The sequence below is a fragment of the Mycobacterium sp. GA-2829 genome, assembly GCF_001499965.1.
Lineage (GTDB): Bacteria > Actinomycetota > Actinomycetes > Mycobacteriales > Mycobacteriaceae > Mycobacterium.
Genome location: NZ_LQIT01000051.1, coordinates 18,429 through 31,892, shown reverse-complemented (window position 1 = coordinate 31,892; position 13,464 = coordinate 18,429). Strand labels below are relative to the sequence as shown.

Below are 13,464 nucleotides of genomic sequence, written 5' to 3'. Positions count from 1 at the left end.
CGGCACGCGTAGCGGCAGGTATCCGGGCGGCAGGCTGATCTCGCCCATGTCTTCGACCGTCATGCCTGGGGGTGCGTCGACGAAAAGCCGCACCCGGATCGGCACGGGCAGGTCGTTGCGCAGCGCGAGCGGCAGCGGGCTGCGTTCGGTGGCCAGGGTGTAGGCGCCGCCGGGGTTCATGATCCGCACCGCGTTGAACATGTCGCCGACGGTGCCGGTGACCACCGCCATGCGCTGCTGCGCGAGACCGTTGCGGGCGGGTGCGGGGACCGACTGGCTCAGCGCGCGCAGCATGTCCTCGCGCAGCGGGGCGGTGTACGCGACACCGGTCAGCCCGGTCCGCTCGTCCACGCCGAGGGCGGCCGTCAGGCCGGCGAGCCTGCCGTTGGTGCCCGCGATGCCCGCGGTGACCGTGTCGTCGAAGCGGCCGCGCGTATCGCCGGTGTCGTCGGGCGGCCAACCGGCGTCCGGTCGGGCCGGAACCGCATCGCCCTCGGCGATCACCTCGGTCAGCGGACGCGGGGCGGCCAGCCCGGCGCGGATCGCGGTGCCCACCGCGGTGAGCACGGCCTGGGCGTCGTCGGGACGCGGGCTCCACACCAGCGGCGGGACCACGAGCTGGGTGCGCGGTTCGACATCGGGTCGCAGACCGCGCCACAGCAGCGCGGCGACGGCGTTCTGCCGGCGGGCGACCGCCGAATCGTGCCGCAGCGGGATCTCGAGCGTCGAATCGAGGTAGGTGGGCGCGGCGGGGTCGGTGCCCGCGGCGGCCAGCGCGGCCCCGACGGTCGGATCGAACGGCATCGCGACCAGCCCGGGGCCGTACCGCGTCGGCGTCAGGTCTGCGGTGGAGCCCAGGCCGGTGGTGTCGTCCTGGGTGCTCAGCGGCGCTGCGGACACGGCGACCGTCCGGCCCTGCATGGACAGCAGCTGGGCGGCCCGGCCGGTGAGCGGTCCATCGTCGAGCAGCGTGACGCCGCGAGTGGAGGTCACCCCGAGGATCCGGTCGACGATATCGCCGGACCCGTTGGTGGCCAGCGTCTTGAGCGCGGGGTCCCCCACTCGCTGCAAGGCGTCGAGGTCGGCCTGCGCGTACGGCGCGGCGACCACGCACATCCGCTTGGCGAGCACCTTGAGCCGGTTGAGCCATCCGACGGCTGCCTCCTGGCCGGTGCCGGGCCGCGTCGGGGTGGTGGGTCCGGCGTCGGGACCGTCGTTGACGACGTAGCCGGCCGTCATCGCGTTGACGGTCACCAGCAGGTCGGGGTCGACGGCCAGGCAGAGGGCGCGCCCCACCTCGCCGCCCGGGTCGACGGTCGGGCCGGTCGCGAAATCCGCCGCCGCGAGCAGGGTCTCCAGCCGGCCGCCGGGTGCCAGCGAGGCGGCGAGTTCGTCGTCCATGAGCCGCACCGGTGTGGTGCCGCCGGGGATGCCCGCGGCCAGCCGCGGGCGGTCGGCCAGCGGCCAGAACATGGTCAGCCCCACCGGTTTCGACGTGTCGGGCGTGACGACCGAGTCCAGTGCCTCCTCGGTCGAATCGGCGCCCGGTTCGGACGGGACGCCCAGAACCGGCAGCAGGAAGCGGGCGTCGTCGAGCCGCGCCGGGGCGCCGTAGTCCGGGGTGCCGTTGACGTTGACCAGCACCGGGTAGACCCCGGGCTGTTCGATGCGCAGCGACGGTCCGGCACCCCCGCGGAGCGGATAGGTGAGGGTGAACGGCACCTCCTTACCGCGGTCCAGTTCGGGGGAGACGGTGATGAAGTCGGCGACCGGGTCGTACTGGTCGAGGTTGCCCGCCAGATTCGTGCGCAGCCCCGTCGACGAGTCGACGGCCGGGGCGTGTTCGAGGCGGAGCACCACGTCGCGCACGGTGCGGTCGCCGACGTTGCGGACCACCCCGGACACCGTGACGACGGGATCGCTGGTGGTGGTGACGACGTCGGGGGTGACGCGGTCGATGCGCAGCTGCAGGAACGGCGACGCGCCCGGCTCGCCCGCGGCGGCCTGGGGGAGTGCGGTCGACAGCGCGGTCAGCAGGAGCAGTACGAGCGCAGCCAGCAGCCGCGGCACCGCCACCCGGCACCGAGGGGGCGCCGCCATGGTCGTCACTGGCCTTGTCCGCATCCGTTCGTCCGCCGGCCGGGAGGGGTTTGGCTGGACTCGTCGCGTCGACGGTTACGGGTGTGCGAATGGGTCTGCGGCCGTCGTCGCGGCGCCGTGCGGGGCAGCGGCGGCAGCGCCCCTGGGCCGTCGGTCTGCAGTTTGTCGATGAGTTCGTCGGCGACCTCGGCCAGTCGGCGTTCGTCGGCGTAGGCCAGTCGGTCGGGCAGCTCCTTGAGCGGCACCCACGCCACCTCGGTCACCTCGACGTCCTCGTCGGACAGTTCGCCGCCGAGGAATCGCATCAGGTAATGGTGCACGGTCTTGTGCACGCGCCTGCCCTCGGTGACGAACCAGTAGTCGATGCTGCCGAGTGCGGCCAGCACGTCGCCGCGGATACCGGTCTCCTCGGCCACCTCGCGGATCGCGGTCTGTTCGGCCGTCTCACCCATCTCGATGTGTCCCTTGGGCAGCGACCACAGCATCCGGCCGCGCCGGTCGATGCGGCCGATCAGCGCGGCGACCTGGCTTTCCTTCGGTCCGTCGATACCGTCGATGACCAGACCGCCCGCGGACGTCTCGTGCACGGTGCGCAACCGCTCGGGGGGCCGGCGGGGCCTGGCCTTGCGGGCCTGGTCGGTGGGTTTGGCGGCGGCCTTCGGGGTATCCGGGGTGACCGCGGCGTCGGTCGACGGGGTGGGCTGGTCGGTTCCGGCCTGGGGCGGTCCGGCCGCGCGTCGGCCACGACGTCGCCCGCGGCGGCGTCGTGATTTGGGCTGTTCGCCTTCCGACACCCAAGCGATAGTAGCTGCCACGATGTTTCCCTCCGCCCACACGCGCCGGTCGCAGCCGTACCGTGACCCTCTAGGCTCAACGAACGTGTCCGACCACGACCATGACGCAGGAGCCGACGCCGAACTGCTGGCGCGCGCCGCGGTGGCACTCAACCGCGACGGAGAACTCCTCCGCGGCATCGGGGCGGTGTTCGCCGCGGCCGGGCATCAGCTCTATCTGGTCGGCGGCAGCGTCCGGGACGCACTGTTGGGGCGGGTGAGCCCGGACCTCGACTTCACCACCGATGCGCGGCCCGAACAGATGCAGGCGTTTCTGCGGCCGTGGGCCGACGCCCTGTGGGACACCGGCATCGAGTTCGGCACCATCGGCGTCGGCAAGGGTGACCACCGGCTGGAGATCACCACCTTCCGCGCCGACAGCTACGACCAGGTGTCGCGCAATCCGCAGGTGCGCTTCGGCGACCGCCTCGACGACGATCTGGTGCGGCGCGACTTCACGGTCAACGCGATGGCGGTGCAGATCACCGCGGCGGGGCTGGGGGAGTTCCACGATCCGCTCGGCGGGTTGGCCGCACTGCGCAGCCGCACCCTGGACACGCCGTCGGCGCCGGAGGTGTCCTTCGGCGACGATCCGCTGCGGATGCTGCGCGCGGCGCGGTTCACCTCACAGCTCGGGTTCGAGGTCGCGCCGCGGGTGCTGACCGCGATGACGGAGATGGCGCGGCAGCTCGAGCGCATCACCGCCGAGCGGGTGGCCGCCGAACTGGACAAGCTGCTGTTGGGTGCCGACCCGGTCGCCGGGATCGACCTGATGGTGCGCGCCGGGCTGGGGGACGTGGTGCTGCCCGAGGTCGGCGGGATGCGGATGGCCATCGACGAACACCATCAGCACAAGGACGTCTACCAGCATTCGTTGACGGTGTTGCGCCAGGCGATCGATCTCGAAGAGGGCAACCCCGATCTGGTGCTCCGCTGGGCGGCGCTGCTGCACGACATCGGCAAACCGGCGACGCGGCGGCACGAACCCGACGGCGGCGTCAGCTTCCACCATCACGAGGTGGTCGGCGCGAAGATGGCGCGCAAGCGGATGCGGGCGCTGAAGTACTCCAAGCAGATGGTCGACGACGTCTCGCAGCTGGTGTTCCTGCACCTGCGGTTCCACGGCTACGGGGATGGCAAGTGGACGGATTCGGCGGTGCGCCGCTACGTCACCGACGCCGGTCCGCTGCTGAACCGGCTGCACAAGCTGGTGCGCGCGGACTGCACGACCCGCAACAAGCGGCGCGCGGCCCTGCTGCAGGCCAACTACGACGACCTCGAGCGGCGGATCGCCGAACTGGCCGCCAAGGAGGATCTGCAGCGGGTGCGCCCGGACCTCGACGGCAACGAGATCATGGAGCTCCTCGGCATCCCGGCCGGGCCGGAGGTCGGCAAGGCGTGGCAGTACCTCAAGGAGTTGCGGCTCGACCGTGGCCCGCTGTCGCGCGACGAGGCCGTCGCGGAACTGCTGAAGTGGTGGAACACCGCCAACCCGTCGTGAGCCCCTCACCCCTTTCCGCGAGCGTGCGTGTCTGCTCCTCGACACGCCACTGTTGGACCGGCAACTGCGCACGCTCGTACCCCGTCGGAACCGCCACAGGCCCGCCGACGTCTGACCCGGTATGGAGTACTGCCTGGGAGAGCCCGACGGTTCGGCGACCATGTGGACCGCCGAACCGGACGTCGACACCGATGCCGACGGGGTGTTCGACGCGGTGGGGCTCGACCTCGACGGGGACAGCCGGATCGACGACGTCCTGGCCGACCGCGACGGTGACGGGCTGGCCGAACTCGCCGGACGCGACCTCGACGACGACGATGCGGCCGAGGCCTATTTCACCGACGACGGGTCGGGCACCTGGATGCTCAGCGTCGACCGCAGCGGTCAGCTGCGCTGGTTCGGCCTCGACGGCGTCGAGCAGACGGGTGGTCCGCTGGTCGACCTCGACGCCGACGGACAGGTCGACGACCGGCTGGTCGACACCGACGGCGACGGCCTGGCCGACCGGGTGTTCGGCGGGGACACCGCCTACGCCGACCTCGACGGCGACGGGCGCTGGGACGTGCGGCTCTCCGACGGGGACGGCGACGGCAGGGCAGACGCCGCCGCGCAGCTCTGACCGGCGCACCGTTTACGTCCGGGTAAACCGGGTTACCGCTTCGAGATGACCGGGCCGGAGATTCTCGTCGGCCGTTACGAACTGCGCGAGGTGCTGGGCCTCGGCGGGATGGCCGAGGTACGCGGCGGGTGGGACACCCGCCTGGACCGCGCGGTCGCGATCAAACTGCTGCACCCGGCGCTGCGCGCCCAACCGGAGGTGCGCGGCCGCTTCGAAGCCGAGGCACGATCGGCCGCCGCGCTCACCCATCCCAACGTCGTCGCGGTGCACGACTACGGCGAAGACGACGGCGTCCCGTTCATCGTCATGGAACGGCTGCCGGGCCGGACCCTGGCGGACGTCATCGCCGCCGGACCGATGTCCCCGGCGCAGGTGCGTTCGATGCTCGACGAGGTGCTCGCCGCGCTCGAGGTCGCGCACGCCGCCGGGGTCCTGCACCGCGACATCAAACCGGGCAACATCCTGCTGTCGGCCGACGCGAACTCGCTCAAGGTCGCCGACTTCGGGATCGCCAAGACCGGCGGCGCCGCCGCGCACACCATGACCGGCCACATCATCGGCACGCTGGCGTACATGAGCCCGGAGCGGGTGGCGGGCGCCCCGGCCTCGGTCGCCGATGACCTCTACGCCGTCGGCGTGATGGCCTACGAGGCGCTGCTCGCCCGGCCGGCCTTCCCGCAGGACAATCCGGCCGCGATCGCGCGGGCCATCATGGACGACCCGCCGCCCCCGGTGACCGCGTTCCGCGGCGACGTCGATCCGGTCCTCGCCGCGGTGATCGCGCGGGCGATGGCCCGCGATCCGCAGCAGCGGTTCGGCAGCGCCGGACAGATGCGCGCCGCGCTCGCCGGCGCCGTCCCGGTCACCCCACCGCCGCGGCCCGCCACCAGGGTGATGCCCGCCCCGCTGCCGATGACCGTGGCACCCGCACGCCGCCGGTCGATGCGCACCCGGGTGGCCCTCGCGGCGGCCGCGATCGTGGCGGCGGTCGTCGTGGCCGTGCTCGCGATCGCGCTCGCGGCCGATCCGCGAACGTCGGCGCCCGCGCAGACGCCGGTCGGCACCAGCACTCCCGTCGCGCCGCCACCGCCGCCGTCGACCACCCCCCCCCCGCCCACCACGGCGCCGCAGGAGGTCGCACCGATCGTCGAACAGCCGCCGCCACCGGGGCACAAGAACCCGAAAGGCAACCCCGGCAAGGGCAACAACGGCAGGGGCAACGGGAACGGCAAGCGGGACTAGCGGCCGGGCCCCGGCGGTCCCGCGAAAGCCTGCGCGATCGACAGCCACCGCTCGGCGTCGGGGCCGTCGGCAGTGACGTCGAGTTCGGCGCGCGGCCGGCGCTGGGTGACCAGGAAGCAGAAGTCCTCGGCCGATCCGGTGACCCGTTGCGCCGCATCGGCCGGACCCCATGACCACACGGACCCGTCGGGTGCGTTCAGTTCCACGTGAAACGGTGCGGTCGGAACGGGCAGCCCGTGCACGGCGAATGCGAAGTCCCGCGTGCGCACCCCGATATGGGCGACCGAGCGCAGCCGGGCTGTCGGCGCCCGCCGCACGCCGAGCGCGTCGGCGACGTCGAGCCCGTGCGCCCACGTCTCCATCAACCGCGCCGTCGCCATCGACGCGGCGCTCATCGGCGGGCCGAACCACGGCAGTTTGCGGCCGTCGGCGACGGTCAGCAGCGCGTCGTGCAGCAGGGCGCGGGTGGCCCGCCAGTCGGCCAGCAGTTCGCCCGGTTCGGTGGCCGCGAGGTCCTCGGCGGCACGGTCGACGAACCCGGACGGGTCCTCGGCGGCGGCCCCGAGGACGACGTTGAAGTCGGCCTCGTCGGTGACCGACAGCAGCGCGACCCGGTCGGTCCACAACAGATGCGCGATCTGGTGGGCGATCGTCCACCCCGGCGCCGGGGTCATCGTCGACCAGCCCTCGGCGGGCAGTTCGGCGACGAGGGCGTCGAGGTCGTCGCTTTCGGCGCGGAGGTCGGCGACGACGGGGGCTACGGCGGACATGGCCTGCAGACTAGTTGCGCTGCCTGCCCAGGATGCCGTGCATCGCCAACCCGGCCAGGTAGACGCCGACACCGGCGGCCGCCAACCCGGGCGCGCGGCCGTCGGCCGGGATCACCGTGGCGGCCGCCGCCATGGCGCCGATGTAGGTCATCCAGAAGATCGAGTCCTGCACGGTGAACACGTGGCCCCGCAGCGCGTCGTCGACGTCGATCTGCATCGCGGTGTCGGCGCAGAGTTTGACGATCTGTCCTGCCGCGCCGAGCAGCGCGCCGCAGACCACCATCACCGGCAGCTGCAGACCGATCGCGGCGAGTTGGACGCCCGCCGCGGCCAGCAGTGCGCCGTTGGCGGTGCGGTAGCGGCCCCACCGGGCGATCAGCGCCGGGGTGGCGAACGTCGCGAGGAACGAACCGGTGCCGGTGGCCGCGAGGAACAACACCGCGGTGCCCAACCCTGCGACGGCAGCGGTGTCGCTGTGCCGGACCATCACCAGCACCACCAGCGTGTTGAGCCCGAACACGACGCGGTGGGCGCCCAGCCCGGCCAGCGTCGCGTACACCGTGCGCACCGACAGCACCGTCCTCGCCCCGTGCACCCAACCTGTGGCGACCGCGTACACCACCGATCCGTGCACCGCGCGGACGCTGTCGTCGGGTCCGAGGACGTGCCTGCCGAACCGAACGGACAACAGCAGCGCCAGCGCGACCGGCAGCGCGGCGATGAGGATGACGACCGAGGAGCCCGCGTCGTCGGCGCCGAACGCCCACCGCGGGAGCAGCATGAAGTTCGCGCCCAGGAACGCTGCCGCCGCTCCGGTGGCGGCCGCGACGGAGTTCATGGTCACCACCTGCTCGCGCGGGACGACGTGCGGCAACGCCGCCGACAGCCCGGAGGACACGAACCGGGTGAACCCGTTGACGATCAACGCGCCGAACAGGATCGGTAGATCCGCGACCCGCGCGGAGAGCAGTGCGGCCACTGTGAGCACCATCAGCAGCCGCGCCGCGTTGGCGCCGATGAGCACGAGGCGCCGGTCCCACCGGTCGAGCAGCGCACCGGCGAACGGCCCAAGCACCGAGTACGGCAGGAACAGCACCGCGAACGAGCCGGCGATCGCCCACGCGTCGGCGGCGCGGTCGGTGCTGAACAGGATCGCCCCGGCGAGACCCGCCTGGAACAGGCCGTCGCCGAACTGACTGACCGCCCGCAGTTCGAGGAGTCTGCGGAACTCGTTGAGCCCGCGCACCGACTGCCAGACGCCCTTGAGCGCACGAGCATCGGGCACCGAAGATCACGTCCTGTTCTGGCGCGGAGTTTGAGAGACGGGCCGCGGGGGGCGGCACCGCATTCACCCTACAAATCTCCCGGCGGGCCGCGCTGGTCCGCCACATCGGCGACGGGCCGGTGACATGATGGACACCGTGGCGCAGTCAGAGGATCCGGAGGACTTCATCGCCCCGGCGGCTCAGCGGGTGCGGGCGGGGACGCTGTTGCTCGCCAACACCGATCTCCTCGAGCCGACGTTCCGGCGCAGTGTCATCTACATCGTCGAGCACAACGACGGCGGGACCCTCGGTGTGGTGCTGAACCGGCCGAGCGAGACCGCGGTGTACAACGTGCTGCCGCAGTGGGCGAAACTGGCCGCCAAACCCAAGACCATGTTCATCGGCGGGCCCGTGAAACGCGATGCCGCGCTGTGCCTGGCCACGCTGCGCGTCGGCGTCGAGGCGACGGGTGTGCCGGGGTTGCGGCATGTGCAGGGCCGCATGGTGATGGTCGACCTGGACGCCGACCCCGAGCCGCTGGCCCCGGTGCTCGAAGGAGTGCGGATCTTCGCGGGCTACTCCGGGTGGACCATCGGTCAGCTCGAGGGTGAGATCGAACGCGACGACTGGATCGTGTTGTCCGCGTTGCCTTCTGACGTGCTCATCGAACCGCGGGTGGACCTGTGGGGCCGGGTGCTGCGGCGTCAGCCGCTGCCGCTGTCGCTGCTCGCGACCCACCCGATCGACGTCAGCCGCAACTAGCTCACCGGCACGACAGCACGCACGCCGCGCACGAACCCGCGCAGTCGGCGTCGGCGGGCGAGGCCGTCTCAGCCCGGGCGACCACCTTGGCGCTCTGCCAGCAGCCCGCGGCCACCGTGCCGACGGCGCCGACACCACACGCGACCACCGCGAGGATCCCGGTCTCGGCCGGGGCCGCGAAGGCCACCACCCCGCCTGCGGCCAGCATCACCGCCGCCGCCAGTTGGGTGGGCGCGACCGCCCGCAGGATCTGCTGGCGTGGGTCGGCCGACCGCGGCCGCGTCAGCAGCCACAGCCCGAGGGCGCCGACCGCGACGGCCGCACACAGGCACAGCACTGCAACGAAGACCATGGGGTCCAAGAATACGAGGCGCGCTCATGAGAGGCGTCCCCCGGGCGCCAGGCATCGCCCGGGGGACGTCGTTCAGGGGCCGCGACTCAGGGCAACCCGAGCGGTGTCGGCAGCGGCGCCAGGCCAGGTGCGGGCGGTCCGGCGGGCGCGGGTGGCGGCGGTGCGATCGCCGGCTGCGGTGTGGGCGATTTCACCTTGAAGCCGGTGACGATCGCGTCGGTCGCGTCCGCGGCGGGGATCGCCTGATCGACAGTGGTCGTCACCGCCAGCGACACCAGGTAGCGGTCCGGCCCCGACGATGCGATCACGTGCCGCCGCGAGGTGTTGAGCATCATCGAGTTCTCCCGGTAGGTGCCCTCGATGAGCGACGACGGCATCCCGTCGTAGGGCGCCAGCGACGCGTCGGTGGACCGCCAGGCCGGCAGCATCTGACTGTCGATGAAGCCGTGGCTGATCGCCTCGTCGGGGTTGAAGTCGCCCAGCAGTTTGTACACTTTGAGCTGCGCGTTCGACGAGTACAGCCCGTCGCCGCCGACCCGGTCGGCGATCACTGCGAACGCCTCGGGCACGTTCGGGTCGGGGATGTAGGCCCAGCCCCGCGGCATCGGGAGCGTGATGTTGAGCGCACTGAAGTTGTTCGCCACCTGTGGCTGCATGGTGACGCCCTTGGACTTCAGGAACTCGCTGATCGTGCCGGACGTGGCGGGCAGGATGCTCGGTGCGGCGGGGATGGCGGCGACAGCCGGTGCGGTGGCCGCGCTGGGGCTCAGCACTGCCGCCTCCGGTGTGGCGGCGGGGGCCACGGCGACCGTGCCGGGCCCGGGCACCGGTGGTTGTGGGTAGACGGGTTGTGCCGTTGCGGTCGCACCGGCGAAGCCGAGCAGTCCGGCCATGCCCGCGGCCACACCTCCTGCCAGAACCCGCCAGTGACGGGCTTTCTCGATCATCGACGCGTCCTTCTCCCGTGGTGGTCGGGCCTGTCGCCCGTAGGTCAGGCGCCGACTGTATCCACGCCTCGATGGCGGTCACCAGGGTTGGGACACACCTGGGATCAAGCCCTGACATCGCCGCAACGCAACCGATACCGACTTGTTTCCGACGGCGCGGCCGACGGGGCCCGAATCCGGCCGAAACACTCCTTATACCCTGGTGAGGTGACCGAAACCCCGACCGAGCAGTCCGACCGCGCCGCCGACGCCGACACTCCGCAGCACCGCTACACCGCTGAGCTGGCCGGCCGGATCGAAGACGCGTGGCAGCGGACGTGGGCGGACAAGGGCACCTTCAACGTGCCCAACCCGGTCGGCGAATTGGCCGCCGCGGACGGTTCGGTCCCCGCGGACAAGATGTTCGTGCAGGACATGTTCCCGTACCCGTCGGGGGAGGGGCTGCACGTCGGCCACCCGCTGGGGTACATCGCCACCGACGTCTACGCGCGCTACTACCGGATGACCGGCCGTAATGTGCTGCACGCGTTGGGTTTCGACGCATTCGGCCTGCCCGCCGAGCAGTACGCGGTGCAGACCGGCACCCATCCGCGGACCCGCACCGAGGCCAACATCGTCAACTTCCGCCGCCAGTTGGGCCGGCTGGGCCTGGGCCACGACACGCGGCGCAGCTTCTCCACCACCGACGTCGACTTCTACAAATGGACGCAGTGGATCTTCCTGCAGATCTACAACGCGTGGTTCGACCGCGACGCGCAGAAGGCACGTCCGATCGCGGAACTGATCGCGGAGTTCTCCTCCGGTGCCCGCACGCTCGACGACGGCCGCACCTGGGCGCAGCTCTCCGAGGGCGAGCGCGCCGACGTCATCGACTCCTACCGTCTGGTCTACCGCGCCGACTCGATGGTCAACTGGTGCCCCGGGCTGGGCACCGTGCTCGCCAACGAAGAGGTCACCGCCGACGGGCGCAGCGACCGCGGCAACTTCCCGGTGTTCCGGAAACGCCTGCGGCAGTGGATGATGCGCATCACCGCCTACTCCGACCGCCTGCTCGAGGACCTCGACGTCCTGGACTGGCCGGAGAAGGTCAAGACGATGCAGCGCAACTGGATCGGCCGCTCGACCGGCGCCAACGTGTTGTTCGGTACTGACGCCGGGGACATCGAGGTGTTCACCACCCGCCCCGACACGCTGTTCGGCGCGACGTATCTGGTGCTGGCTCCCGAGCATCCGCTGGTCGAACAGTTGACGGCTGCGCAGTGGCCCGACGGTGTCGACTCGCGCTGGACCTTCGGCGCCGCCACCCCGGGTGAGGCGGTCACGGCCTACCGGGCGTCGATCGCCGCCAAGAGCGATCTGGAACGCCAGGAGAACAAGACCAAGACCGGCGCGTTCCTGGGTGCTTACGCGGTGAATCCGGCCAACGGGCAACGGGTTCCGATCTTCATCGCCGACTACGTGCTCATCGGGTACGGCACCGGCGCGATCATGGCGGTGCCCGGACACGATCAGCGTGACTGGGAGTTCGCCCGCGAGTTCGGCCTGCCGGTGGTCGAGGTGATCGCCGGCGGTGACATCAACGAGGCGGCCTACTCCGGTGACGGCCGACTGGTGAACTCGGACTACCTCGACGGGTTGGACGTCGCGGCGGCGAAGGCCGCGATCACCGAACGCCTGGTCGCCGACGGGCGCGGCAGCGCCCGGGTGGAGTACAAACTGCGCGACTGGCTGTTCGCCCGTCAGCGCTACTGGGGCGAACCGTTCCCGATCGTCTACGACAGCGAGGGCCGAGCGCATCCGCTGCCGGAATCGGCACTGCCCGTTGAGCTTCCGGATGTGCCGGACTACTCGCCGGTGCTGTTCGATCCGGACGACGCCGACAGCGAGCCGAATCCGCCGCTGAACAAGGCCACCGACTGGGTCAACGTCGAACTCGACCTCGGCGACGGGCTGCAAACCTACACCCGCGACACCAACGTGATGCCGCAGTGGGCGGGCAGTTCGTGGTACGAGCTGCGCTACACCGATCCGCTGAACCCGGATGCGTTGTGCGCCAAGGAGAACGAGGCGTACTGGATGGGCCCGCGGCCCGACGTGCACGGCCCGCAGGATCCCGGTGGAGTGGACCTCTACGTCGGCGGCGTCGAGCACGCGGTGCTGCACCTGCTGTACTGCCGGTTCTGGCACAAGGTGCTCTACGACCTGGGCCACGTGACTTCCCGTGAGCCGTACCGCCGTCTGGTCAACCAGGGTTACATCCAGGCGTTCGCGTACACCGATTCGCGGGGGTCCTATGTGCCCGCCGCGGAAGTCGTTGAACGGCAGGGCAAGTTCTACTGGCCGGGTCCCGACGGCGAGATCGAGGTGAACCAGGAGTTCGGCAAGATCGGCAAGAGCCTGAAGAACTCGGTGTCGCCGGACGAGATCTGCGACGACTACGGCGCCGACACCCTGCGCGTGTACGAGATGTCGATGGGCCCGCTCGACGCGTCACGGCCGTGGGCGACCAAGGACGTCGTCGGCGCGCACCGCTTCCTGCAGCGGGTGTGGCGGCTGGTGGTCGACGAGCAGACCGGCGCGGTGCGCGTGGCCAACCACGAGGCGCTCGACACCGGCACCCTGCGCGTGTTGCACCGCACCATCGCGGGGGTATCGGAAGACTATGCGGCCCTGCGCAACAACACCGCGGCGGCGAAGCTGATCGAGTACACCAACCACCTCACCAAGGAGGGGGTGACGGCGCGCGCGGCGATCGAACCGCTGGTGTTGATGGTCGCGCCGCTGGCTCCCCACCTGGCCGAGGAGCTGTGGCGGCGGATGGGCAACAGCACGTCGCTGGCACACGGGCCGTTCCCGGTGGCCGATCCGCAGTACCTGGTCGACGACACCGTCGAGTACCCGGTGCAGGTCAACGGCAAGGTGCGCAGCCGGATCACGGTCGCCGCCGACGCCGACAAGGGCTCGCTGGAGTCGGCGGCGCTGGCCGATGAGAAGGTGCAGGCCTTCCTCGACGGCAAGGCGCCGAAGAAGGTGATCGTAGTCCCCGGCCGCCTGGTCAACCTCGTCGTCTAGT

General features: G+C 71.2%; 11 protein-coding genes. 5 read left to right on the top strand and 6 right to left on the bottom strand.

Annotation, left to right across the window (positions count from 1 at the left end):
- Positions 1 to 2,100, bottom strand: a 2,100-nt coding sequence (locus AU194_RS25170; protein WP_059091999.1) for a DUF6049 family protein, incomplete at its 3' end; no start/stop codon positions are given.
- Between the two features lie 5 nt (positions 2,101 to 2,105).
- On the bottom strand, positions 2,106 to 2,894 hold the full coding sequence (locus AU194_RS25165; protein WP_059091994.1) for an NUDIX hydrolase: 789 nt from the start codon (positions 2,892 to 2,894) through the stop codon (positions 2,106 to 2,108).
- 22 nt (positions 2,895 to 2,916) lie between these two features.
- Here AU194_RS25165 and AU194_RS25160 point away from each other — a divergent pair, with 22 nt between their 5' ends.
- The 3 genes from AU194_RS25160 (at position 2,917) to AU194_RS25150 (ending at position 6,295) form a co-directional block, all read left to right on the top strand.
- Complete coding sequence (locus tag AU194_RS25160; RefSeq protein WP_369804220.1) at positions 2,917 to 4,434, top strand: CCA tRNA nucleotidyltransferase; 1,518 nt, start codon at positions 2,917 to 2,919, stop codon at positions 4,432 to 4,434.
- Positions 4,435 to 4,555: 121 nt separating this feature from the next.
- The gene (locus tag AU194_RS25155; protein WP_059091992.1) at positions 4,556 to 5,053 is read left to right on the top strand and encodes a hypothetical protein; all 498 of its coding nucleotides are present in this window, start codon (positions 4,556 to 4,558) and stop codon (positions 5,051 to 5,053) included.
- 45 nt (positions 5,054 to 5,098) lie between these two features.
- Positions 5,099 to 6,295, top strand: a complete 1,197-nt coding sequence (locus AU194_RS25150; protein ID WP_059091991.1) for a serine/threonine-protein kinase — start codon at positions 5,099 to 5,101, stop codon at positions 6,293 to 6,295.
- On the opposite strand, the gene AU194_RS25145 is transcribed toward AU194_RS25150, so the two are convergent.
- Positions 6,292 to 7,065, bottom strand: a complete 774-nt coding sequence (locus AU194_RS25145; RefSeq protein ID WP_059091990.1) for a TIGR03084 family metal-binding protein — start codon at positions 7,063 to 7,065, stop codon at positions 6,292 to 6,294. The genes AU194_RS25150 and AU194_RS25145 overlap by 4 nt on opposite strands.
- Positions 7,066 to 7,075: 10 nt before the next feature.
- Entirely contained in the window at positions 7,076 to 8,350 is a 1,275-nt protein-coding gene (locus AU194_RS25140; RefSeq protein WP_059091989.1) for an MFS transporter, read from the bottom strand.
- A 127-nt stretch (positions 8,351 to 8,477) separates the two neighbouring features.
- Here AU194_RS25140 and AU194_RS25135 point away from each other — a divergent pair, with 127 nt between their 5' ends.
- Complete coding sequence (locus AU194_RS25135; RefSeq protein WP_197417738.1) at positions 8,478 to 9,092, top strand: YqgE/AlgH family protein; 615 nt, start codon at positions 8,478 to 8,480, stop codon at positions 9,090 to 9,092.
- Position 9,093: 1 nt separating this feature from the next.
- Here AU194_RS25135 and AU194_RS25130 read toward each other — a convergent pair whose 3' ends face one another.
- Complete coding sequence (locus tag AU194_RS25130) at positions 9,094 to 9,444, bottom strand: hypothetical protein (RefSeq protein WP_059091988.1); 351 nt, start codon at positions 9,442 to 9,444, stop codon at positions 9,094 to 9,096.
- A gap of 86 nt (positions 9,445 to 9,530) precedes the next feature.
- Positions 9,531 to 10,391 (bottom strand): LpqN/LpqT family lipoprotein, encoded by an 861-nt coding sequence (locus AU194_RS25125; protein WP_059091987.1) that lies wholly within the window; start codon positions 10,389 to 10,391, stop codon positions 9,531 to 9,533.
- A 207-nt stretch (positions 10,392 to 10,598) separates the two neighbouring features.
- Here AU194_RS25125 and leuS point away from each other — a divergent pair, with 207 nt between their 5' ends.
- On the top strand, positions 10,599 to 13,463 hold the full coding sequence (gene leuS / locus AU194_RS25120) for a leucine--tRNA ligase (RefSeq protein WP_059091986.1): 2,865 nt from the start codon (positions 10,599 to 10,601) through the stop codon (positions 13,461 to 13,463).
- Position 13,464 lies beyond the last annotated feature (1 nt).

Excerpts from the sequence above, each read along its gene's own strand:
- AU194_RS25160 (WP_369804220.1), top strand. The coding sequence starts at position 2,917 with ATGTTTCCCTCCGCCCACACGCGCCGGTCGCAGCCGTACCGTGACCCT.
- AU194_RS25155 (WP_059091992.1), top strand. The coding sequence starts at position 4,556 with ATGGAGTACTGCCTGGGAGAGCCCGACGGTTCGGCGACCATGTGGACC.
- AU194_RS25150 (WP_059091991.1), top strand. The coding sequence starts at position 5,099 with ATGACCGGGCCGGAGATTCTCGTCGGCCGTTACGAACTGCGCGAGGTG.
- AU194_RS25145 (WP_059091990.1), bottom strand. The coding sequence starts at position 7,065 with ATGTCCGCCGTAGCCCCCGTCGTCGCCGACCTCCGCGCCGAAAGCGAC.
- AU194_RS25135 (WP_197417738.1), top strand. The coding sequence starts at position 8,478 with ATGGACACCGTGGCGCAGTCAGAGGATCCGGAGGACTTCATCGCCCCG.
- AU194_RS25130 (WP_059091988.1), bottom strand. The coding sequence starts at position 9,444 with ATGGTCTTCGTTGCAGTGCTGTGCCTGTGTGCGGCCGTCGCGGTCGGC.
- AU194_RS25125 (WP_059091987.1), bottom strand. The coding sequence starts at position 10,391 with ATGATCGAGAAAGCCCGTCACTGGCGGGTTCTGGCAGGAGGTGTGGCC.